The organism is Macrococcus equipercicus (assembly GCF_024205945.1).
GTDB classification, from domain to species: domain Bacteria; phylum Bacillota; class Bacilli; order Staphylococcales; family Staphylococcaceae; genus Macrococcus; species Macrococcus equipercicus.
Map to the genome: position 1 here is coordinate 1,614,973 of NZ_CP073809.1, position 23,627 is coordinate 1,638,599.

25 protein-coding genes are annotated in these 23,627 nt (G+C 41.4%); 3 read left to right on the forward strand and 22 right to left on the reverse strand.

Annotated elements, in window-relative coordinates:
• Positions 1–119: 119 nt before the first annotated feature.
• Positions 120–1,040 (forward strand): 1,4-dihydroxy-2-naphthoate polyprenyltransferase, encoded by a 921-nt coding sequence (locus KFV11_RS08360; protein ID WP_254249695.1) that lies wholly within the window; start codon positions 120–122, stop codon positions 1,038–1,040.
• 75 nt (positions 1,041–1,115) lie between these two features.
• On the opposite strand, the gene KFV11_RS08365 is transcribed toward KFV11_RS08360, so the two are convergent.
• Together KFV11_RS08365 and KFV11_RS08370 are read right to left on the reverse strand one after the other, a co-directional pair.
• Positions 1,116–1,379: a hypothetical protein gene (locus KFV11_RS08365; RefSeq protein ID WP_149459358.1), complete on the reverse strand. Its 264-nt coding sequence runs from the start codon at positions 1,377–1,379 to the stop codon at positions 1,116–1,118.
• 18 nt (positions 1,380–1,397) lie between these two features.
• Entirely contained in the window at positions 1,398–1,883 is a 486-nt protein-coding gene (locus KFV11_RS08370) for a PH domain-containing protein (protein ID WP_170234581.1), read from the reverse strand.
• Between the two features lie 414 nt (positions 1,884–2,297).
• On the opposite strand from KFV11_RS08370, the gene KFV11_RS08375 reads away from it, so the two are divergent.
• Entirely contained in the window at positions 2,298–2,696 is a 399-nt protein-coding gene (locus tag KFV11_RS08375) for a hypothetical protein (protein WP_254249696.1), read from the forward strand.
• Between the two features lie 16 nt (positions 2,697–2,712).
• Here KFV11_RS08375 and KFV11_RS08380 read toward each other — a convergent pair whose 3' ends face one another.
• The 4 genes from KFV11_RS08380 to KFV11_RS08395 form a co-directional block, all read right to left on the reverse strand.
• The gene (locus KFV11_RS08380) at positions 2,713–3,357 is read right to left on the reverse strand and encodes a hypothetical protein (RefSeq protein WP_254249697.1); all 645 of its coding nucleotides are present in this window, start codon (positions 3,355–3,357) and stop codon (positions 2,713–2,715) included.
• A gap of 176 nt (positions 3,358–3,533) precedes the next feature.
• Complete coding sequence (locus tag KFV11_RS08385; RefSeq protein ID WP_254249698.1) at positions 3,534–3,797, reverse strand: hypothetical protein; 264 nt, start codon at positions 3,795–3,797, stop codon at positions 3,534–3,536.
• A gap of 93 nt (positions 3,798–3,890) precedes the next feature.
• On the reverse strand, positions 3,891–4,526 hold the full coding sequence (locus tag KFV11_RS08390) for a type II toxin-antitoxin system VapC family toxin (RefSeq protein ID WP_254249699.1): 636 nt from the start codon (positions 4,524–4,526) through the stop codon (positions 3,891–3,893).
• Positions 4,527–4,693: 167 nt separating this feature from the next.
• Positions 4,694–5,257 carry a hypothetical protein gene (locus tag KFV11_RS08395; protein WP_254249700.1) on the reverse strand — a complete coding sequence of 188 codons (564 nt, stop codon included), beginning with the start codon at positions 5,255–5,257 and terminating at the stop codon, positions 4,694–4,696.
• Between the two features lie 247 nt (positions 5,258–5,504).
• On the opposite strand from KFV11_RS08395, the gene KFV11_RS08400 reads away from it, so the two are divergent.
• Positions 5,505–6,146: a hypothetical protein gene (locus tag KFV11_RS08400; RefSeq protein WP_254249701.1), complete on the forward strand. Its 642-nt coding sequence runs from the start codon at positions 5,505–5,507 to the stop codon at positions 6,144–6,146.
• Positions 6,147–6,271: 125 nt separating this feature from the next.
• Here the strand turns inward: KFV11_RS08400 and KFV11_RS08405 are convergent, their stop codons facing one another.
• From KFV11_RS08405 to KFV11_RS08480, 16 genes are all read right to left on the reverse strand, one after another.
• Positions 6,272–7,072 (reverse strand): CHAP domain-containing protein, encoded by an 801-nt coding sequence (locus KFV11_RS08405; RefSeq protein ID WP_254249702.1) that lies wholly within the window; start codon positions 7,070–7,072, stop codon positions 6,272–6,274.
• 50 nt (positions 7,073–7,122) lie between these two features.
• Positions 7,123–7,374: a phage holin gene (locus KFV11_RS08410; protein WP_254249703.1), complete on the reverse strand. Its 252-nt coding sequence runs from the start codon at positions 7,372–7,374 to the stop codon at positions 7,123–7,125.
• Between the two features lie 29 nt (positions 7,375–7,403).
• Positions 7,404–7,697 (reverse strand): DUF7365 family protein, encoded by a 294-nt coding sequence (locus KFV11_RS08415; RefSeq protein WP_254249704.1) that lies wholly within the window; start codon positions 7,695–7,697, stop codon positions 7,404–7,406.
• Positions 7,698–7,775: 78 nt separating this feature from the next.
• The gene (locus KFV11_RS08420) at positions 7,776–10,010 is read right to left on the reverse strand and encodes a hypothetical protein (protein ID WP_254249705.1); all 2,235 of its coding nucleotides are present in this window, start codon (positions 10,008–10,010) and stop codon (positions 7,776–7,778) included.
• A 14-nt stretch (positions 10,011–10,024) separates the two neighbouring features.
• Positions 10,025–10,243 carry a hypothetical protein gene (locus tag KFV11_RS08425; RefSeq protein WP_254249706.1) on the reverse strand — a complete coding sequence of 73 codons (219 nt, stop codon included), beginning with the start codon at positions 10,241–10,243 and terminating at the stop codon, positions 10,025–10,027.
• Positions 10,244–10,253: 10 nt separating this feature from the next.
• A complete protein-coding gene (locus KFV11_RS08430) occupies positions 10,254–11,969 on the reverse strand; it encodes a phage tail spike protein (RefSeq protein ID WP_254249707.1) in 1,716 nt (571 codons plus the stop codon).
• On the reverse strand, positions 11,970–12,407 hold the full coding sequence (locus KFV11_RS08435) for a hypothetical protein (RefSeq protein ID WP_254249708.1): 438 nt from the start codon (positions 12,405–12,407) through the stop codon (positions 11,970–11,972).
• Entirely contained in the window at positions 12,404–20,503 is an 8,100-nt protein-coding gene (locus KFV11_RS08440; RefSeq protein ID WP_254249709.1) for a phage tail tape measure protein, read from the reverse strand. Before KFV11_RS08440 ends, KFV11_RS08435 begins: the two co-directional genes overlap by 4 nt.
• 46 nt (positions 20,504–20,549) lie before the next feature.
• A complete protein-coding gene (locus KFV11_RS08445; RefSeq protein WP_254249710.1) occupies positions 20,550–20,735 on the reverse strand; it encodes a hypothetical protein in 186 nt (61 codons plus the stop codon).
• A gap of 41 nt (positions 20,736–20,776) precedes the next feature.
• Positions 20,777–21,211, reverse strand: a complete 435-nt coding sequence (gene gpG / locus KFV11_RS08450; protein ID WP_254249711.1) for a phage tail assembly chaperone G — start codon at positions 21,209–21,211, stop codon at positions 20,777–20,779.
• A 69-nt stretch (positions 21,212–21,280) separates the two neighbouring features.
• Positions 21,281–21,526 (reverse strand): hypothetical protein, encoded by a 246-nt coding sequence (locus tag KFV11_RS08455; RefSeq protein ID WP_254249712.1) that lies wholly within the window; start codon positions 21,524–21,526, stop codon positions 21,281–21,283.
• Between the two features lie 13 nt (positions 21,527–21,539).
• Positions 21,540–22,181, reverse strand: a complete 642-nt coding sequence (locus tag KFV11_RS08460) for a major tail protein (RefSeq protein ID WP_254249713.1) — start codon at positions 22,179–22,181, stop codon at positions 21,540–21,542.
• 18 nt (positions 22,182–22,199) lie between these two features.
• Positions 22,200–22,595, reverse strand: a complete 396-nt coding sequence (locus tag KFV11_RS08465; protein WP_254249714.1) for a gp17 family tail completion protein — start codon at positions 22,593–22,595, stop codon at positions 22,200–22,202.
• Positions 22,588–22,965 carry an HK97-gp10 family putative phage morphogenesis protein gene (locus KFV11_RS08470; RefSeq protein WP_254249715.1) on the reverse strand — a complete coding sequence of 126 codons (378 nt, stop codon included), beginning with the start codon at positions 22,963–22,965 and terminating at the stop codon, positions 22,588–22,590. Before KFV11_RS08470 ends, KFV11_RS08465 begins: the two co-directional genes overlap by 8 nt.
• Positions 22,962–23,312, reverse strand: a complete 351-nt coding sequence (locus KFV11_RS08475; RefSeq protein WP_254249716.1) for a phage head closure protein — start codon at positions 23,310–23,312, stop codon at positions 22,962–22,964. Before KFV11_RS08475 ends, KFV11_RS08470 begins: the two co-directional genes overlap by 4 nt.
• Entirely contained in the window at positions 23,299–23,622 is a 324-nt protein-coding gene (locus KFV11_RS08480) for a head-tail connector protein (RefSeq protein ID WP_254249717.1), read from the reverse strand. The genes KFV11_RS08475 and KFV11_RS08480 overlap by 14 nt, the downstream gene beginning before the upstream one ends.
• Positions 23,623–23,627 lie beyond the last annotated feature (5 nt).

Consider the following 23,627-nt stretch of genomic DNA (forward strand, 5'->3'; position numbering starts at 1 on the left):
TAGTCCTATATAGTTTACCACTTTTTCCGTAAAAGTGGACATCCTGGCTCTCGTACATTGACTACTATTTCAAATAAGAATAAAATACAATCTGTAAATGAACGAATAGGAGATTATACATGTCAGAACATTTAGCAACGCACACTGGATTTAAAAAATATTATCATCTCATGCGCCCGCACACACTGACTGCAGCATTTGTCCCTGTGCTTGTCGGGACAGCTGCTGCCCGCTACTTCGGACCTGTCCGTTTCGATCTGCTCATCGTCATGCTGATTGCATGTCTATTGATTCAAGCAGCAACGAATATGTTCAATGAATATTTTGATTACAAACGTGGTCTTGATGACCATACGTCTGTCGGTATCGGCGGTGCCATTGTCAGAAACGGCATGTCGCCGCAGTCCGTCTATAACTTAGCGGTAGCTTTCTACATCGTCGCAGCTATTCTCGGCCTTTATATATGTGCCAGCTCATCATGGTGGATACTGCTGGTCGGCATGGTCTGCATGGCAGTCGGCTACCTTTATACCGGCGGCCCGTTCCCGATTTCATGGACGCCGTTCGGTGAACTATTCGCCGGCTTCTTCATGGGATTTGTCATCATTATGATCACATTCTACATTCATACAGGGCATACACACTGGTATCCTGCGCTGATGAGCATCCCAGTATCGATCAATATCGGCATGATCAATATGGCTAATAACATCCGCGACCGTGTCAAAGATAAAGCAAGCGGCCGTAAAACGTTTGTCATTCTCGTCGGGAAACGCATTGCTATTATTACGATGGCGATATTGTACTTCATCAGCTTCGCTGTCATTCTTTACATCACTTTCGCAAAACCATACGGCTCGCTCTTCCTGCTGCTTGTGCTGCTGAGTGCCAACCTGCCGGTCAAAGCAGTCAACAGGTTCTTCAAAGGAGACAAGCCGCTTGAACTGATGCCGGCGATGAAAGTGACCGGACAGTTCAACACATTGTTCGGCTTCCTGCTCGCTATCGGCTTATATATATCTGCAGTGCTGGCCATCTAAAATCAAAAGAGTGATGGATTCCAGTCTTCGTTTGAAGATCGGAATCCATCACTCTTTTTTGCTGCCTCTATTTATTTAGACGTATTTAAAATATTCCTGTACGCGCGCTGCCACTTCTTCAGCATCTTCCGGCGTCACTTCTCCCGCTACACCTGAGCGGTTCAAGTCCACTGTATAAGAATGTGCATCATATGAAATGATGACTTGAGTGCCTTCTGCACGCACAGAGTTAGGTTTAATTTCCGCCACTTTATCATCTTCGTAATTCTCGCGGTAATCAGAACCGAACTGTCCTGCTTTCAGTTCCGCGTACTGTACTAGTTTGTCAATGTTTGCCATGATGATACCCCTTTGTCATTATAGTTTGTGTGATGACGTTTTCATTTTAATAAATTCGACGATTTCAGGCAAGTCTTCACGTTTCAGGCTTCTGATTGTATAATTTTTCAGCGCTAAGTTTTTACGCTTAACTTTCAGGAATAATGCACCGTACTGTTCATCTTTATTGTTCTTATCCTGACGATTGAAGTCGATTGCAGCTATTCTGCTGTATTTAATTCGGTTGAAATGCACAAGCTTTGTCTTTACCTTGCCATGGGCAAGAATAAGACGGTCATCAAGCAGAATAATGACGCCGCGCTGGTTTAAGTTCAATTCACTATATGACGCATAGTGAACAAGCTCTTTATTCTGAATTTCGGCGCAGTATACTTTCAATAGTTTAATGAAAAAACGTCGGTCAGACTTCTTTACATTTTTAAACAATTTAGAAAACTTTTTATACTTCACTGGATAACTCATTTCTTCCAGCGCTGCTCTGAAAGATGGTTTCTTCTTTGCCATACTAACCTCTTTTATCCGTTTTATTGAATGCTGATGCATTATTACTGCAAGTAACAAAATCGTACAAATTTTCTGAGGACTTTTCAATCCTTAAATGCAAAAAAAGACTGACCCAAAGTTTTATTATCCCTTTGAAAACAGTCTTCTTGATTAACGGGCAAGGGATTCAACGAAATTAAAACTAACGGCGTCCTTATGCGATTTTCCCTCTTTAAAAACGTCGATTTGTGGATAATTGTGGACGTTTTTTTCAGCTCAAAAATTCGTTTAAATAGGAGAATTTATTATACTTCGATTATACAGACGAAAGTTGCTCTCTATTGAGCAATCTTCGTCTTTTTTTATTAATCATAATATCTCATATATTATAATCTAATGGTAGATTTATTTATAAATATGTTTAAGGAGATTAATATGAAGCTAGTGATTGATATTGATAATGATGTGCTGAAACATCTGAATGACTACTGCATTATTCACGACACTGACATATCGACTTACCTAACCGATAAAGTTATCGAAGAAATGATTGATCCATATCTCAATATGCAAGAAATCAAAAAGAGTCAAGCCGCTTACGATTCGTTTGTTAATCTGTTGAATCTGCATATCCATCGTGAACTGGCACGATTAAGTGACAAGTATATGAATCATCCGGCAGACACGCAGGAACAGCTGGTAAACAGGCGTATGCTCGAAGTAATCAGACACATCTACATTGATGCATCAAATACCAGGATAAAAACCATGAAACTATATAATATATTCCGCGCTAAAAAGAATGCTAGATATAAACAGGAGAAAGCCACCTGATTAGGTGGCCTTCTTTTTATTGAGCATCAAATTTATAAGTGCTATCGTTAAAGTTTTCTTCGAGCAATGTCAGAACTTCATCTGTGTCATTCGCTTGCTCAACGTCCAGAATCAGGTCCTCGAAGTCCAGGTCGTAGTCAGTCGACATGTTATTGAGTATTTCAACTGTCCATTCAATAATGTCCTCTTTGTAGCCTGTCTTCGTTTCCTTGACGTCTCCTTCTTCAACAAAAGCGACAGTCGCTTCTTCCTCAAAAGTCTGATAGTAGGCTTCTGATGTGCTTTCTTCAATCGCCTCTTTATATTGATCTTCTGTCCAATTGCTGCGATCCGCGTTTTCGTACTGCTCATCAATGATGTTGCCATAGCCGTATTTTTCTTCGATGTTACTAAATAAATTGTAATAACCTTTTCCCTCCGCTGAAAAGTGTTTGCGCCCGTCTGTCGTTTTACCTGTCCATCTGATGTTTTTCATGTTTAATTCCTCCCAGTATTTTTGTAGTTTTTTACAAGTGTCAAATGTTAAGTTGCCGAGTTTTCTTTCACCTAATCTAATGCGCTGTATTGCTGAGGCGCTAACTCCTGTTTCAGTTGCGATTTTATTTGCGGCTATGTCACTATTGATTAACTGCTGTAGATCCTGTTCTGATACTTTAGTCATAACTTATTCCCCCTGATGCTTTCAGTATGTCTTGCTGTTGAATATAATATATCATGCCATATGTCATGGTGTCAATAATAATTATGCCATATGTCATGATAATTTAAAAATTATTTTAAGAGCCTTTGTGTATCAGTGTTTTCGAGCAAATAAAAAAGACCTGCGCAACTGCAGGTCTAAATTTTCTCATTCATCTTTAGCATTTCAATCATCAGTTCTGTTACTTTGATAGTCTGCACGCGCTCCTGGTTAACGTCTTTCATCTGATCCACATCATCAGTGTCATAAAAGTAATCGATGACAGGTGCATAGGATTTACGACCGACGATAATCGTTTCGCCGCGTTCCACTTTAATCTGGCCATCCGCATTAACCAATTCCTCTTTCACATCAGCATGCAGCTCATGTATTAAATCATTGTAGTCATAACTCAGTTTCATCCCATCACCCCTTTTACTATCTTATATATGTAAATATTTGATAATAGGAAAAAGTTTATGTATATAGATTACGCTATACTTATGTTAACTATTTTAATTAGAAAGTCGCAAACTGGTAGGATTATTTTTCATTGATTCTTGGTGTATCTTAAAACTTGATCCATAAATATTTAACCCGGTTGCATTAACAAAGTCACCATCGTTAGTAAATATGCTATTAATATCATTTTCCCTAGCTATAGCTATGTGTTTAGCATCTGGTCCTGTTACACCATCTTGAAGGGCAATTTTGACTCCTTCAGAATCAACATATGAATTTGAATAACTTAGTTTATCACCAATATTATTAATCACAGATGATTCAAAGTTGGATATTTCTTTATAAGCCATTGTATTTATTCTTATCATTTCACTTTTGGGAATTTCTTTAATACTATTTAGCCCTTGTGAGCCCTTGTAATTGTCTTGCATTTTCTGTGTTAAAACACTGTTAAACTCTTCTATACCGTGATGAGAATAAAATAATAATTTATCAGATTTTATTACTTGATTAATGAATCTATTAATATCATTATAATAATGAATTTTATCTTGTCCTAATACATTATTTGGTGTCACTTTTTTGTAAAGAGTCAATAGTATATTGGTGTCGAGATATATATAATCATCTATTAAGTTAAGAGGTATTCGAGAACGAGTTGAAATGAAATTTGAACTACTTATAGTCATCTTTTTCACTCTCCGTTCCGTATATATCTTTATAATCTAATTGAATTTTTCCTTCAAACCTGTTTAATAACTCCTCTAAATTGAAGTTTTTGTTATTTCTCTTTTTCTTCTTGATTTCTTTTAAGTGCTCTTCTCTTGTTTTGGGTTGCACGAACATCTTATCACCCTCAAAATTGTTTTAAATTATCGTCCAGTTTTACAAGTGTATTTAAAGCTTCGCTTAATTTGTTAGCAATATTTGTAGTATCTAAATCATCTTTAGTGAAACGTAAGTTATATTTTGAGTAATTATTAAATGGTAATGTTTTAATGTAATTCGGTTCTTTTATAATATCAATTTCAAAATCACTATCGTTATACTTTATCTTTTTGCCGACGCCAACAATGTTCGGATTTTTTTGTTTGAATATACTTAAGTCACTACTCCATTTCAGTGTGTTAGAATCAAAGTTTTCAAATAAAATTTCAAAACTATTGATTTTCTCTATGAAAATTGAATCGAGTAACTCATGAATTAGAATGAATATTTTTTTGCTGTTATAATTCTTAACGTCATTTTTATCTTTTTTTGATTCTAGTTTTAAAAGTAAATTTAAAGGATTAATTTCAAGATTAATAAAAAATTCGCTTTCAATGTCTGCTAACGCCTTATTGAACACTTGGCTTAAAGCTTCGCTTTTCTTCTGTCCAATATCACCATTATTGCTTAGTACATTTATTATTAACGTCATTGCCATTCCTCCTAATAAAGATTCTATAATCTTTACTATAATATAATTTATTGAAATTTAACAGAAAACAAAAAGATGCCTACCTGTTAAGATAGACGGATTAAAATATGTGCGAAGATATTCCCTAGACAGCTGTATTAAACATTATGTACTTTTATTTTTACTTCTAATGATTAAATTTTTTTTAAATATAATATAATTAAACAGTCCTTATTCGAAATAAACTGAAAGGAGGTGAAACAAATTTATGAAACAAGATATTCTATTAAATTATTATCAAGAACTTTACGCTCTCTCGAAAGAAATAATTCGAATATATGATTCTTTTATACCTGAATTAATTAGCAAACATGAAAATTCAGAAGAAGGAAAAGAATTTTTAGAAGTAAATCCAGAAGCTTTTCTGAAATTATCAGCAATTTTTGTACATAGCCACAATATTCGTAAACTCCTAATCCCGACCGCCAGAGGGAAGAAAGAATCAAAAAGATTATATGACTTTAGATGTGAGAGAGCATTAAATCTTCAACGACATATCCCAATTGACAATTTAAATGAGTTGTTAAATTCCAAGATCCGTAACACAATAGAACATTATGATGAAAGGCTAGATTCTGTAAATCTTAAGATAGATAATAAAACTTTGAAATCTAAATATAGTGCTGTATTTAGCAATATGATTATATCAAGCGAAAAAGTACCCGAAATGCTTTTTGAAGGGGACGTTTATTATCTGAAAACATTTGTTATTGAGTCAAGAAATTACCGAAATCTAGACTTTAGTTCAAACGTTGAAAAGTTATATGAAGAAGTAAAAATAATTAAAGATATAATTGAAGAAAATTTCGATTTGCCAACACTTGAGGGTGGTGGTATTTACGTTCTTTAGTAAAAGAGCCCCCACTGCTGTGGAGGTGTTGTTGTTTACCTGATGTTTTTCCTCTTAGATAAATTATAACATAAAAAAGCCGCCTATCCATATTGGACAGACGGCTTTGACTTTTTATTAGATTATTATTTAAACACTTTACTTACTTGCAATCTGCCTAACCAGATCCAGTCGTTGCTGCCTTGGCCACTTAAGTCTCCTGTGTAAATTCTGCCCCATCCGTCGTGAATCTCAAAGATATACACGACGTCTCCAAGATTAAGTGAGTAGCCGGCCTTTGAATCCCAGTTAAATCCTGTTGCTCTGCTGCCTTTACGCTTGCGTACCTCTGCGCCTAGACTATCAATAGTACCCATGACATAAGCCTCGTTTGACCGCCCTCGATTGATATTGGGTTTAAAGGTCGGCGGCAGTACTTTAGCCTTAACTTTTTGAGCTGCCTTTTTAACAGTCGCTGCTGCCTTTTTAACAACTGATTGACTGTATGATGGCCTGATAAACCACTGCGGATTATGGTAGGTATGCACGCGCTTTGTCGCTGTCTCCCATCCAGTACCGCCGCGCTTCGGACCCTCTGTCCAGCCACCATTGAGCCAGTTTTGCTCGACGACGACGATCTGATTAAAGTCAGCGCTTGAAACAACTGCTACGTGACCAAAGCCGTTACCCAGTTGGCTGCCCCAAACCACGATGTCTCCAGGTTCGGCGACAAAGTCAGCGTCATTTTTATAGACCGTCGCAAGACCTGTAAAGTCATTACTGAACGGGATGTCTTTTGCACCATCGCCATGCAGCGTGCCACCTGTTACATAGTTATAATAAGCATTGGCATAATCAAAGCATTGAAATCCGTAATAACCGTCAAAATCATACTTGCGCCCGATTGATTGAGTGATCCAGTCTAAAGCCTCTTGTTTAGTTTTCATTATTTAAGTCCCTCCATTTTTTAAATTAAAAAGACGACCTACTGGCCGCCTTATTTCAATCCTTTTTGCTTAAGTGTTTCTTCCTGTTTCTTCGCTCGATGAGTGAGTAGGTACTGGTTTTTGTAGATGCCGTAGCCTGCCAAAACAAACGGGATAAGTGTCGTCATTACATTGAGCCAAGGATTTACCTTATCAGCTGCCAACCATTCTGCTTCAATGCCCGCTGATTTAAGGGCCAGATATAATGCACCGAGGAAACCTCCGATGAGTCCAATCCACTGCTTTAATTTGTCTGCTGTCATTTAATCTCCTCCATTAAAAGAGGACCGCTTCAATACGGCCCTCTCTCTTCGTTTTTTATAGTTTTAACTTCTTGTTTGATTTCTTCGTTCTGCTTAAACAACGTCTTCAGCTGCTCTTCAACACGGATTAAGATGGCATAGTTATTTTCAACATTCTGCAGTCTGGCACTTAACTCATCATCTTTTTTCTTCATATAAACTAGGTCAGTTTCCATCGTCGATAATCTCTTCTCATTTGCCTTGAACATCGAGAACAACACTAATGCTACCCCCGCTACCGGCACTGCTACCTTAATGATCCAATTTAATACAACGTCCTCCACTAAATCACTCCTCTTAATTTTTTATAATAAAAACCCTCACTGAGTGAGAGGCTAGATGTATAAGTTCTTTTTTAAATATTAATTACTGATCTGTATCCAGTCAGCTGCTGAACTTGTTCCGACGGCAATCGCGATCTTCGTTCCACTTTGTCCAATCTGCCCTTTAAATAATGGTGTTGTTGTCGTAGATGGATAGAGTCCTACTTGTCCCGACACCTCAAACTTTGCGTGTGGGGATATATATTCCCAGTTGACTAAGTTGTCCGCAATTGTGCCAGAAGTATGCGACGGAGCAACGGTGCCGCTAGACCCCGAATTAGCCGCTCTATAAACATTACCATTTGCATTAACGATTGTGTCGATGGTATAAGACTTTTGTGCCTGCCACGGGTTATTATTTGCTGTACCAGAAGCAACACATCGCCAGCGGTCAGGCTGCCCCTGTCCAACCGATTTAGATACATTATCTATGATATCCCCTCTATTGTAAGTTCCAGATGTCGGTTCTGCCTCTGACTGTGAAGTTTTAGGAAGATCCCCACCCACGTTACCGTACATAGATAACGCTTTTCCTTGCGGCGATAAGAGGACGCCTTTATCAGTATCGTTATCCCGAACATCAACATTTTCGCAGGTTGACTGCACGTAGATAGAAGCTGTACCATAACCGCTTTTAATCACGTTATCTTTAATCTTTGAATCTTTAACATAGTTTAAAATGACGGCAAATGTTAACGTAGATAAACTATTTTTTATGCGGTTATCTTTAAACAGGACATTGGCGATCGGTTTAGTAGCTGTGCCAGCCATATACACAACGTGATTGACTTTAGATGTGGTACTATGTGTCAGCGTATTGCTGACTATATTTAAGTCTGTGACGCCTGGATAAATTTTTATTTCATAACCCTCGTTATTAGATATTATATTATCCGAAATATCGCCAAAGCCTCCGCCTGTTATCTGTATGCCATGTGCGGGCTTTCCAACAAGTTCGCCGTTATTAGTATTTCCAGATAGTATATTACCGAATACCACATAGTTTGTGCCTGAGAAACTCATGCCTGTAAACTTGTTGTTTCTTGAAATATTACCTGACACTGTTAATATGTCAGTAGCTGATTCAAACCCCGAAGAACCGTTAGATATAGAATAGTTATTTAAAAATCTTGCGTCTCTTGTGCCACCCATATAGTTAAAGCCATTTTCAAGGCATTTATAGGCGGAGGAATTAATCACTGAAAAATTTTCAGACCATCTATAGAATCCATCGACTGTTGACTGAGACATCGTTACATTGACTACATTTCCTAGGATATATTCGCCGTGACAATCATCGACATGACAATCAGTGACCCCGATAAATCCTATTGCTTTAGCTCGTGGTGACGCAAACCTGAAATCTCCTATGCCATCCCACTCACCTTTGAAACGAATTCCTTTGATCGACGACTTTACTGACCCCAAAAAAGAGAACACAGTAAATAAATCACGACCACTTGAACTTACGTCATCAATACTGTCAATATAGCTTTTTGACATGCCTTTCATTAATATTAGCGGCAGCCCGACTCCCACAATTTCAATGTTGTTACCCACAAGTATTCGATATGGGTTTTTAACCGTCGTACCACTTGGCGCAATAATTTCATAAGGCACGTTTGGGTTAGGCACAACTAGTTTACCGCCGCCTAAACTTTCCAAATAGTCAGCTGCCCGCTGAAATCTATTCCTGTCGTCAACTTCGCCGTCTAGCCGAGGGAAGTCTTTAACCGTGACACCTATGCCACCTGCTAACACATTTAAGCGTGCCGATAAGGAGGGCTGCCCTTTTCTCGCCAGGATCACTTCTCCATCCACTTGTTTATCTGCGCTGAGCAAATCAAATTTCCTGTCAACTGTGTCACCGATAAACTCATTGGTGATTTTCTGATAGGCTTCATCTTTAGTCATACTATTGATGATGTTGATTTCTGCTTCATCAAGCGAATTTGTTACATGCACTGTAAAGTTACCATCTGACGGAAACTTACGTCCGCTGGCGGTAGTGACTTCTATATAATGGTCGTTAGCCTTTAAATCCGTCGCCACTACAAAGCTGAGTTCTCCATTTTTAATACCAGAATTTGATTTCTGCCTGATTTCTCCATCTATCTGATCCAACAAAGTAATGGTGCAGCTTTCATTCAGTGTTGAAAGCAGGCTGCCGTCTGGACCGCAGAGCAATAATTCAATAGGCGATGTATTGTCTGCCTGTTTTATGGTTACGTAGTTATGGTAATAACTTTTAGTCTTGATACTGTTAATGTCCATTCATACCCTCCTTCTTATTTCACTATTATTTCATTCAATGTTTCAAGAGGCGTCAATTCGACGCCGTCCTTGACTCTAATCTCGCCATTGACAATCTCCAGCTTGTCAATCTGTCTTGCATGCTGCTCATCTGTAATGATGGTCGCTGAGTAATTGTCATCCACCATCATGTTCAGGCCGCCTTTGACAATAACCGGCTGACCGTCAATCTCCTTGATCAATAATGCCCACATAGCAATCCTCCTATAGATTAGTATTAGTAGTGCCGACAAACATCTCGCGCGCATAGATTGTCGCTCCAGGTGTCGCAGAATTAAATCGCAGGTAGAAGTCCAGACGCTCGCTCGTAATCTGCTGAAGGTCGACTGTCAGTGTCACCTGCTGCTGATTGCCGGACCCAACTGACGTGATGGTCGCTGATTGATAAAACTTGGTCTCTGCCCCTCTAAAGTTGATAACTTCCACTATCCCAGTTGCACCCGGCGTATCTATATAGCACGATAGGATAATCTTTAAATAGCTTTGTTGCGGCACAATCTGATAGGCATCAAACACAGATGGTTCTGTGTTTTGCGTGTCGAAAAATACACTATCCTCCGGTTGATTGACCCCGGCCACTTTAAACTGCGGATGATACCGCCAGACTGCCAGATTAAACTGTGTTACACCATTTTTAATAGGTTGATAACCGTTGGCGTCAGTAACCGTCAGTACACCTCGGACTTTACCGGTAATAACTTCCTGATGGTAATTGACTTCTTTCTTAATATCGTTGGTTGTTGAGGTCAATCGTCTTTCCATCAGTCGACTCTTTTCCGCTGCTTGCTGTGCCTGTACTTCCGCAGACGTCAACGGCCGCTCACCTATCCGGATAGACTTGTTCTGCGGGTTCATGATGTCCTCTGTCGTAGCCACAATCCTTAACACTTCGCCGTTAATACCAAGCTCGTCCACATAGCACCTATGTTTGTTTCCACGCTGTATCTCGTCAGGCTCCAGGTCTATGGTCGAAAGGTCCAGAACATTGACGTCAATCTGAACATTAGCCACCTGCTTTTTAATCTCTGCGACCTTTGCTTGTCCGGCCTGCAGCACGAGTTCCGGCGAATCCTTATCATCAAATACTTCTGTGCCCGTCTGAATGCCATAGAGTTTAATGAGTGCCGGGATATCAATGTAGGATTTGCCGCCGTTGACTGAATCGATTGTTATACGTGCCTGCTGGTTATACTGATTCGTTTCTGCTGAGCCTAAAGGTATTAGTCTTGTGATGACCTCCAGTGGATCAATCGTCTTCTTAATGGATTTGATGTTACGTCCGATTCTAAAAGGTGTTGTCTTTACGACAGTCGTTTCATCGAGCCAGTCAATATACGTACCGTCCGATTCATATCGCGCATAAATCTCACCACCCCACCGATTAACGCCATCATCACGTATGTGATCCATCGTGGACTTTTCAGGTGTCGTATAGGCATAGCGCGTGGTGTCATATGACGGGTCCGACGACGTCTCCGCCTTTTTAGTGAACGTAACATTCCCCAGCTTGAGCTGCTTATAAGGCTCGACTGCCGCATTGTGCTTTAATAATAGCGCCGATAAATATTGCCTTGGCGTATAGTCGGTATACGTTGCATAAGATGGATAGCTGTCGTGCAGATAAGCCATCGCACCTTCAGCTGTGTAATCGGAGTCATACAGGCCATCCTCACTCATCTGGTTTGACGGCAATAAAATACGCCCGCGAAACACAATCTCGTTGTTTTTGAGATTCTGTATTTCAATGAGCGTTTTTAATGAGCCGATATATAAGTTGTGATGGATCATATCGAATTTAAATTCATCAATCGCATCCACTGCTTTCTCCAGGGTTCCAGACTTCAACAAATTATCGTTTGATAAATAATTGAAGATAGTGGAACGAGGTCCGCCATCTTCATAGATATCTACCTTATACAATTAGAGGACCTCGCTTCCATCAATAATATTCACCGCATAAGGCTTAGCCTCAAACTTAAAGTCAACGTTCAGATGTCCTTTTGCGATGTCATGTTCAAAGTTTAAACTAGTACATTTAGCGACGTAGTAGTAATCCTTCTCATAATCCAGCACAAGCTGCAGCCATCCTTTGTTCAGCAGCCACGCTGTCAGTTCCCGCTTCGTCTGAAACTGACTCGTGTTGCGTCCCATCTGGATATAACCTTTGACTGTTATCTCACGGTTGTTATACCGCTGTCGTCCGGATATTGCAGAGAAATCATAATCACCGTCCATGTGCGGCACTTTATCCCGTATCTCAATGGCCTCCGGATTAGGAGTGGCCAGCTCCGTAATCCTCAGCTCATAGGTCAGTGAATGCCGGCCATTATAAGTAAATCCTGTAGACCTTATTCTCATGATGACGTCTTCCTCCTTGCTGATGTCTTCGCGTTTGTAGCCTGATGTTTATCGACCTGCTTTGATACTTTGTAGCCGTCCATCAAGATGTTCGGATTCTTATCAAGGATCTTGGCCATCAAGTCAATAATTTTGTCGAAGTTCTTGCTCTGTTTGCCCAGTTCTTTTTGCAGATCAGCAATCACTTTGTCGTTCGATTTGTTTCTGTCGTTCTTAATTTGCTCAATCTTACGGTCTAACTGCTGAGCATAGACATCATTCTTACCAACGACATTCAGACGTTTGGCAGTGGCCACGATAGCCTTAGTCGCATTGTTTGCTACCTGCTTCTTTTTCGCTGTCGGCAGAGGTATCACCTTTTTAGTGCCTGTCATGTACTTTTTACTGCTTGCAGCTAAGCCGGTCTTTTGATTGTTTAAATTCTTAATTTGCTTGGCCTGACTGATGATTGACGGGTCATAGATGATACCTGACTCTGACTTACCGGAATCGCTCGCCAGTTTGTTAATCTTGCGCTGCATGTTATTGATAGATGCAATACCTGACTTGCCACCACGAAGCAATACTTTCACCTTACCGTAGGAGTTCTCAACACCGCCTTCAATCAGTTCGCGTAGAATCTGTGGATCCAGTCCAAGCTTACGCAGTCTGACTAAATCGTTATGGAACTCAAGCATACGCTTGTAACGATAGTTCATCACTGAGATAAAGTCTTTTGTTGAGTTACCTGATGCAGCACCAAAGCCGCCGTAATTCTTATAAGCATCGCGAACAGATGTATTAAGAGAGGCCTTTTCTTCAAGTGTGGTTTTGTACTTACCCTGTTTAGCAGCAAGCTGTGTACTGATGGCAGAACGCTTCTTGACGATGTTCTCAATCACATTGCTCTTAAGCACTTCGTTACGCTTGACGGCATTCAGGTAATCAATCTGAGACTGAATCGCTTTATTCTCAGCACGGACATCAGCAATGACTTTCTTATTGCCTTTACTTTTACGGGCCTTGGCATAGTTGGCAGCTATTTTCGCCTGGTCTGCCTTGATGATGCTATTGACTTTCGCTCTAACAGCCTGAATGTTCTTAAGCATCGTCTCAGGGCTATCTTTATAGATGTTCTTCAAGCCGGCACTCATAAGCGAGCCGATGTCACTATAACTCTTAACAAGACCGGAGTAATTGGTTGTACGGCTTCTGCGCATGAGATTGTTAGAGATGCCGCGCAGTATACCTGCCCTGTTAGTGACTCGTGTAGTCTGCGGCCGTTTAACAGCTGATGACTTGGATGTAGACTTGACAGCTGACTTGACCGGCACTAGAAGTTTGCGTCCGGCATAAATCATGTCAGACGTCAGGCCATTGACACGCTTAAGCTCCTTGACGGTCGTACCGAATGTACGGGCCAAGTCCCAAAGCGTGTCACCCCAAACAATATTGTGAGTACGAGTGGACTTTGCTTTCGTTGTTCCGGATGATAACTTGATAAACTTATCATCATTAACAATGTTATTGGCCTGTGCAAGTAACGGCCGCGCTCTATGCTTCTTACGTGGGTCGAGCGGAATAATCATCTCTGGATATTCTTCGCCTGCGATCACGGTTTCATTTTGAATGATGCCGCCGTTTGCAAAACGTCGCATACCTGAAGGACCCCAACCAGAACGACCGCCCGGATTATCACGACGCCAGTTACTGTTATTGAAGAAGGCAAGTAACTGATGATAACCATTATTAATATTGTCATATCCCTTAACCGCATAATTAGCAAATGTCGACGGGACATATTGCAGAAGTCCACGTGCTTTATTTGCACCATAATTTCCATCACGCAAGCTAGAAGATTGAACAATTGATTCTCGTCCACCAGATTCGCGATTGATTTGTGCAACAATGGCACTGACATCAGAGTCAGTTACCGTTTGTTTCATCTGTGCGGCTGCCTGACGAATCTTGCTCGCCCAGTTACCGCTACCTGAACCACCGCTGCCTTTCGCATACTTACGCGCCCAAACTTCCGGGTCGATAGAGTCTTCGTTGTAGAGGTATCCGCGTCCTTTATTGACCTGCCAGTGCAAGTGATCGCCGAAAGAGTTACCAGTGTTACCGACTTTACCGACAATCTGACCTGCAGTAACACGATCCCCCTTCTGAACTTTACGGCTGCCTTCCAGCATGTGCATCAGAATATGTGTAAAACCATCAGCATAAATCTGTATCTCGTTACCACCTGAAGGTTTATTTGGTGAGAACCATGACTGAATAACTTCACCGGTGATAGGTGACGGGATAGGCGTGCCGGCAGGCATCGCATAGTCAATACCAGCGTGACCGCCAGGTGCCCAGCCACGTCCAGGTGTCTTAGTCCACGCAGCATATGGATTGTAACCACCACCTGCAGATTCGAACCATTCCTTGATTTTTCCTTGTAGCATAATCTTCAGTTTGCTGTAAGCCAGCTTTGCCATTGTACCCGTCATTCCCAGACCGCCGAAGTCAATACCCATGCTGCCCATTACTTTATCAAGCAAGGCCTTTGGATTTTTAATGTAATCCATAACATCTCCGATAATATCTCCGGCTTTAGCCTTGACTGCACCTACAGTTTCCTTAAATTTTTTGCCAAGAGTTCCGATACCGTCCATCGCATTACCTGCCATGCCACGAATATCAAATTGCTTTGCGTTGGTCCAGAAATCATCTTTATCTGTGCCTTTATCGAAGTGTGGCAGACGGCTCATATATGCATGTGTTTTACGTCCACTGTGTACTTTATCGCCTTTATCGAGTCTGACCAGCGTATCCTTTGCAGGCGTAAGGTACTTAGTGCCATTTGCTTTTTCGATGATTTCGCGACGGTACCCGCCAGGGCCATTACCAGAACCTTTATCACCTACAATAGCTAATGTAGGTCGTGCGATTGCACCGTTTCTAACAATTGCAGAAGAAGCACGCGTTCCAGTGTGAAGTTCTGGAATCTTATCCATAAGATCCTTCTTGGTGATGGCTTTAGAAATCGTATTGATTCCGCCAATCATTTTATTTAGTCCGCTGATTGCTCCGTTGGCTACGGATTTGCCGAGGGATGAGGCTTTATTTTTTAAGCCAGTAACAGAGCCGGAAATAAATGTGCCGATATTGTCAATCCACTTTTTAGCCCCGTTGTACATGTCTTCAAATTTTCCAACTACTTTGCCACGTGCCGTTTCAAAAATTCTGATGCCATCGTCTCTTAGATTGCCGAACCAGCCAGTAACACCCTTCCACATATCTTTAGATTTACCGACTGCATATATGGAAGCTAAACGGAAGTTCTCTTTTGTGGATCCATAAATTTTCTCAGCTTTTGATTTGACGTTTTTACGAGTGTCCTCATACCAGCCTGAGACGCCCTTCCAGAGCGACTTAGAGTTTGCAACTGCTGAATTGCGTGCATCTTTGAATTTGTCACGGGTCTTAATGTAAAAATCTCCTACTGCTTTTGAGCCGTCAGTCTTAGTTTTAGATAACCAGCCAGTGGCACCCTTCCACATACCTTTAGCACTTGAAATCGCAGAGTCTTTTGAATCAATAAACTTATCTTTAGTGCTTGTGTAAAGATCACCGACAGATTTCATGCCGTCTTTCTTCGTCTCGTTGAACCATCCGGTGACACCCTTCCACATACCTTTAGCATTTGAAATCGCAGAGTCTTTTGAATCAATAAACTTATCTTTAGTGCTTGTGTAAAGATCACCGACAGATTTCATGCCGTCTTTCTTCGTCTCGTTGAACCATCCGGTGACACCCTTCCACATGGACTGTGCGCTCTTGGATGCTGGAGACACGAGTTCCTTAAACTTACGTGGCACCCATTCGAAGAATTTTTTAAGTGGTCCGCCAAGCAATGAATCCTCTACAGATGTATTCATACCTTTGGCCATGCGCTTGATGATTTCACGACCTGTTGCGAGTAATGCAACTGCTGCAAATCCAAGTGCATACCCCACGCCATCAACAATCATTTTACCGAGTTTGTCACTAAAATCTTTTTTATTCTCTTTGCTGCTAAACGGTTTAGTAATTGCTGACTTAGCTTTTGAACCAAACTTAGCCGAGGCCGCATCCATATCCCTTTGTGAAGGATTGAAGATACCTGATATTGTCTTAGAGACATTACCTTTAATGGTATCAAATGATGACTGAATACGACCAGGCAGACCAGTGAACCAGTTTTTGATGCGTTTGCCCCATGAAGACATTCCTTTTCCTTCACCTGTTATGCCTTGCCCGGCATTGACAAAGAAATTGCTGACAGCCGTCTTAGCTGCTTGCTTCTTCTGATCAAGTAGCTTCGGTATATTACTCAACCACTTACCTAAACCAGATGTCCAAGACTTCAACGGACCTCCGCCTTCTTTATTCCCAGCAAATGCACCGCTGAAGAAATTATTGGCAGCCGTCTTAGCTGCTTGCTTCTTCTGATCAAGTAGCTTCGGTATATTACTCAACCACTTACCTAAACCAGATGTCCAAGACTTCAACGGACCTCCGCCTTCTTTATTCCCAGCAAATGCACCGCTGAAGAAATTATTGGCAGCCGTCTTAGCCGTTGTCTTCTTCTGACCGAATAGCGTTGGAATATTACTCAACCACTTACCTACGCCAGATGTCCAAGACTTCAATGGACCCCCGTCTTCTTTATTACCGGCGAATACACCACTGAAGAAGTTGCTCATATTATTCTTAAAGCTCTCTTTATACGCATTGATCTTAGAAGGAAAATTCTTGATATCATCAATTATTCCTTTAAGGATAGGCATGTAGAATTTAGCATTCTCTTTGCTTTGGGTCTCTGCCCACTGTGTCACAGCGTTCTTAGCGTTAGTGTAAGCTGTCTTAATCTGATCTGGTAACTTGGCACCCCAGTCTGTAATACTTTTTTTAGAAGTAGACAGCCAGCCGCCAATTTTACTACCCGTGTCTTCAGCCCACTGCTTAATCGTTTTCTTGCCCGATTCCATGCCGGATGCAATTCTACCGCTCGTTTCCTGACCCCATTTCGCGATGGATGCCTTGGAGCTGGATAGCCATGTCTGGAACTTCGGTCCGAAGTCCTCCGCCCATTTCTTCACCTTGCTTTGACCGGTCTGCAGTCCTGCACTGATCTTGCCTGCAGTGTCCTGACCCCATTTCGCGATGGATGCCTTGGAGCTGGATAGCCATGTATGGAACTTCGGTCCGAAGTCCTCCGCCCATTTCTTCACCTTGCTTTGACCGGTCTGCAGTCCTGCACTGATCTTGCCTGCAGTGTCCTGACCCCATTTCGCGATGGATGCCTTGGAGCTGGATAGCCATGTCTGGAACTTCGGTCCGAAATTCTGAGCCCAGGTCTTAACAGCTTCTTGACCTTTAGCAAGTCCTTCTTGCATCTTTTGGCCAGTATCACTCAGCCATTCTTTAGATCCCTGAACAGCGTTGTTAAAACCGGTTTTAATATCTTCAAGTGTATTGACAGCCCACTCTTTACTCGCATTAGCAAAGTTAGTTTTAAACTGACTCCAATTGCCATCAGATTTTTTAACGATATTGTTAAACCAGGTGAATCCTTCTTCAAGACCATCCCACCATAGTTTAAACGGAGCTGCTAGAACATTTTTAAATTTATCGAAGCCTTCTTTTGCATAGTCAGCTGCGACACCGAGTCCTTCAACAACCTTTTTAACAGGGCCCCAATTAGATACAGTCCCTGCAATCATTTTGGTGCCTCTGACCCATTCGCCAGCAAGATTCTTTAAGACCCATCCAGTATTGTCTATGCCTTTCTTAAACCAGCTAACGTGATCATAAGCATACTTAAATCCGATACCAATCGCAGTGAGTGCTGCTGTAACTGCAATCCCTACAGGTCCTCCGATCAGGCCGAGACCTCGTGATAGTAGACCTCCTGCACGAGATAAAGTACTAGCAGATCTCCCAGCAGTTATGGCACGTTTACTAAATGTTAAAAATCCACCCGATGATGCATTAAGACCTTTATTTAATTTACCGCCCGTATCTAACGATTTACCAGCTGCCAAGTTTGCAGCCGCATTTGCTTCTGCTGCTACTGTATTGACAGCATACTTACCAGATAGACGGGCTAAGCCATCAGCCGCTGAACCAGCAACCTTTGCAACTAATCCAACACTAACAATCACAGGTGCTGTAGCAGCCGCTAATACACCGATTCCGACTGCTACTTTTCTGCCCCAATCTGGTAATTCACTAAACTTATTAGCTAGAGACTGCGCTCCATTCGCAAGTTCTCTGATATATGGTGTCATATCCTGTCCGATTTGAATGCCAACAGTCTCAAAGGCGCCGCCCATTTCCTCTACTGCACCCTTAAGATTGTTCATCATAGCTTTAGAGGCTTTCTGTGATGCGCCGTCTGACTCTTCGAGTGACTTTGTCATCTTGCCGATTTTATCAGGACCTTGCTCCATCATAACGAGCATACCTGATACTGCCTCTTTACCAACCAACTGCGATAAGTTAGCTGCTTTCTGTGTATCAGTCATACCTTCCATTGAGCTTTCCAGATTGCGAACCAGTTGCTCCATACCGACGAAATTACCCGATGCATCTGAAACCTCCACGCCCATCTTATTCATGAGCTTAGCGTTCTTTTCCGATGGATCCAGAAGGCCCAGTAATGCGCCACGTAAAGTGGTACCAGCTTGTTCACCCTTCAGACCTGAATCAACCATCATACCGATAGAAGCAGACGTTTCTTCAAGGCTCATACCGAGTGACTTTGCAGGAGCCGCGGCGTATTTTAGTGCATACTCCATATCAGTGATATCAGCAGCTGATTGATTGGCAGTTTGAGCGAGTACGTCAGCTACATGAGATGACTTACCAGCTTCGATACCAAAGGCATTCATTGCACTGGCCATAACATTCGCAGTCTGAGTCATATCGCTCCCGGATGCTTCTGCTGCTGATATAATACCAGGCATCGCTGCCATAATCTGATTCGCATCATAACCTTTGGCAGCCATCTCTTCCATACCTTTGGCCACTTCAGACGCTGACTTAGTTGTGGATGCGCCGAGTTCCATTGCGACACGTTTCATTTCTTCAAACTTCGCACCTGTCGTGTCTGAGATTGCGCCGACACGTGACATCTGTGCATCAAAGTCCATCGCTGTCTTGACACCCATCGCACCAATACCAGCGAGTGGTGCAGTAACGGCTAAAGACATTGACTGCCCGGTAGACGTCCATTTATCTCCAACGGACTTCAATTTAGAAGAATAGGATTCCAGTTCCTTCTGGCGTTGTGTAAATGGTGAGTTCTTAATGGCCTCAGCTTTATTAAAGTCTTGTAATTCTTTTGTTGTCGCTGCAATATCACCTTTAAGCTCATTCATGATTCTTGTCTGGTTCTTAAGCTCAGTGTTTGCTTTGACTGCCTTCTCACTGTTCTCACCGTACTCTTTAGTGAGCTTTCGTACTTCTGCAGCTTGAGCATAGACTGCTTTCTTCTGAAGCTCCATCTTATCGTTGAGTGACTTGATCTTACCTTCAAGTTGGCCATATTGATTACCGGCCAGTTTCATCTTGGACAAGTTATTCTGCCACTCTGCATCAACGAGTTTCATCTTATCCTGGAGTGTCGCCTTGCTACGGGCCATCTCCTGTTCCTGCTTCAGTAACTTCGCCTGCTGTCCTTCAACTTTCTTCTGTTCAACGGATGACTGCTTCATCTCATCAGTCATCTCACTGATAGACCTCTTCAAGTTACCGTATACACCTTGCTGTTTAACCAGCTCCGCATTCGCTTTGATGACCTTTGTATGGTTCGCACCATATTCAGCAGTAAGTTTTGATACTTTCTCCTGATGTGCATCGACTATCTTGGACTGTATCTCCAGCTTTTTGTTCATACCTTCGACGCTAGTCGCTAGTTTTTCGATACTACGATCTGACTGCTTAAAAGTAGAAAGTGATGACTTCCATGTATTATCAGCAAGTTTCATCTGAGCGTTCAAATTCGTGAGGCCTTGCTTCAGCTGTGTATCATCAAGACCAACTGTAACGACCGTTTTACCTACCGGCTCTGTTCCTAATGGCATATGATTCCTCCTTTCCTAAAAAAATAAAGCCTATTAGAAACCTTCATCAGAAGGCATCAAATAGGCTTTCAACTCTTTTAGTCTTTTTAGTTTTAGTTGTTTCTACTTCATCTTCTACAGATAGATTGTACTGATGCATATAGAAGTGAAAATCTCCGTCCATTATTTCAGCTGGACTGATATTGAAGTACTTTGCTATTAGTGCAATATTCTTATCCAGTGTTTTTAGCATTTCCTGTTCAGATAACTCTTCAGAGCTATCATCTGATTCATCTACTTCTTCACTGGTACTGTAGGGTTTCCCATTGCGCTGTAATACGCATGATTCAAAGTTTCTTGGTATTTACGTGCGTCTAATCCTTCACGTAATTCTTCGACTGTGAACTGATTGTTGAAGTATTCTACAAAGAAGTTTTCGTACAAATCTAACAGTTCCAGTTCTGCTTCTTCAGTCGGTTCGTTTGGAATGAATCTACCTTCTTCATCACGTTCGTACTTACCTTCTCCGTCATTTTTATACATGAGTTTACGCTCTTTATAACCAAGAGAGATGGCCTTACGATAGACGCGACCTGGTACAGTGCGTGGTGCTGTAATTGTTCTCTCAGCACCATGTGCATTCTCCAGGGTTACTTCTTTCAAGAATTCAAACTCAGGTGCTTTAACTTCTTCTTTTACTTCTACTTCGTTGTTTACTACTTCTGTCATTTCGGATTCCTGCTTTCATTTATAGTTTTTTATTTTGCGCAAAATAAAAAGGGGAGCGAACCCCTTTTATTATTTTTCTTCTACTTCTTTAATATACGATTTACCGTTTGGATGGCTAAGCAGCTCTTGAATACGTTCTTCGCTCACTTTTTTGTTTGCTGGATTAGGATAAATATTATTGACCTTGTATTCTTTTTTATTGTCCTGAGCATCTGCAAATGCACGGATTACAATATATTTCTTGTCAGTTACTGCAGTTTCCACCACATCTTCAGCTGCTGTAGTTTTAGTAGTTGTTTTTTTAGCTTCTGCCATTATTTATTCCTCCTTAAACGATTTCCGGACGTGGCTTCCAACCTTTAGGTTGAGCAGTCACGGGTGCTGGTTTATTGAATACTTCATTAAAAAACTTATCAAGTGTCGCGTAATCATCTTTTTTGATGTAACGACGACGTTCTTTGATATTGTCTGAATGACGTTGAGAGAATTCACCGTTCATTGATGCATTGCCAAACTGAATTTTTTCTTCAGCTGTCTTACCTTCATCACCGCCAACTACATAAGTACCACGTGTAAATCCAATCGTTTCAATATCTTTGTTAGCGCGTTCTTTGTAGAAGATTGTTCCTACTTTAGGTGGATTCAGAACACCACCGTACTGAGTAACCAGACCGTCCTCAGAGACTTCAAGACCTGCTAACCATGCTCGTAAATCTAATGGAATCGCGAATGCCTGCATATCTACTTTAGTGTCACCTTGAGAGACAGCTTCTTCCTGTTTCTCACCGTCACCCCAGTTAGCCACGTTCTCCTGATCCTTATCAACTTTGATATCTTGTGCACCACGGACGTGTTGAATATCTCCGTAAGTAGCAGCTTGTCCAACTTCGTCAGTCAATAACTCTGCAATGTGAAATCCACTGATGTTAACTGTAGATCCTAATGTTTCAGTAATTTTTACTAATGGCATATTATTGCCTCCTTATATTTAATATATTTCGTTTTCTTTTAGTTCATATGCATAAAAATAACGTCTTGCGTCCCTATAGACCATAACGTTATCAGCAACTTTTTCGGTGTGCGGTTCTAAGCTATCTACAAATCTAATATCGTTCTGTTTGAGTAACTTCTTAATATTATTACCAAGGGTCAAAAGGCCATTCGTCTGCCAGATATCAATCTGATAATAAACGCCGGCTGCTCTGATATCGCCATCTCCAAATTCAAGATCTGGCGTATCTAACACAGTGAGACGAATGTATGGCGTCTTGGCTTTCATCGTTTCCGGGATATCAAGTATTCTGATATTACCAGGTGGAATTAAGTTAACCACCCCAGCATCATTAATGAGTAAATCCCGAATAAATTTATACGGATCATCCATGCAGACCATACTCCTTTCTCATCACGTCAATCATCGCCTTGCGTTTAGCGTTCTCTGATTGTTTGACTGCCCTTGTAATCTTCAGCTGTGGTTTAATATGGACAGTACCCCACTCCACGAAGTGAGCACGATATTCAACGCCGCTTCCTTTCGGCCAACCTATCTTTATGACAAGTTCACCATTCTCACGATGTGGCTCACCGATAGACAGCCTGTCTCGCGCTGTCCCTTCATCCACGAAGATATCTTTCTTGATTTGATCGTACTGGACTTCTGCTCCTGCCATAAGAATCTTGTCACTTGAACCGTTGACTCTCTTCAGCAACTGCTTAATTCCACTGTCGTCAAACTTACTGATGTCAAGACTCATAATGTTTTCCTCTCGATCACTAAGTACATATATTTCTGACGTTCATCTGCTTCGAGTATATTCTTGATGTCGTATGCCTCACCTTTATATCTGACGCTCATATCAGTTGTAATGCCCGACTTGTACCTGATACGGAACTGCAGGAGATTGTTAGTACCAGTCTGAATAGTCGCATTATAATCAACTGAACGATTATCAATTAACTCTGCCCAGACTTTTCCGACTTCAGTCTCACTTGTGTTTGACCATCCATCGTCTGATATATCATCCGTGGTATACAACGTCAGACGTTTATCCAGCTGGCCAACTTTCTCGGAAGTATACTGACGCTTCTTAAATCGCGGCATAATCAAAACCTCCATACTCAATCTGCAGATGGATGATCATCGAATTCAGGGACATTGCAATCAGTTCACCAGAACCAACCGGCTCCCTGTTCTCATACCAGTGCAGACATAGCATTTTCAGCGCAAGAAGTGCCTGAGCATTTTCCATGGGCTTACCTTCTAAATCTTTGAAATAATCAAATCGATAGTTTGTCTTGGAGTAGATGAAAGGCTTGGCAGCCATCACGAGTGACTTAACAGTGACGTTCTCCTCATCACCGTCAATCTTCATAAACTCTTTAACATCATCCAGCAATTCAGTTTCCGCCACTATCC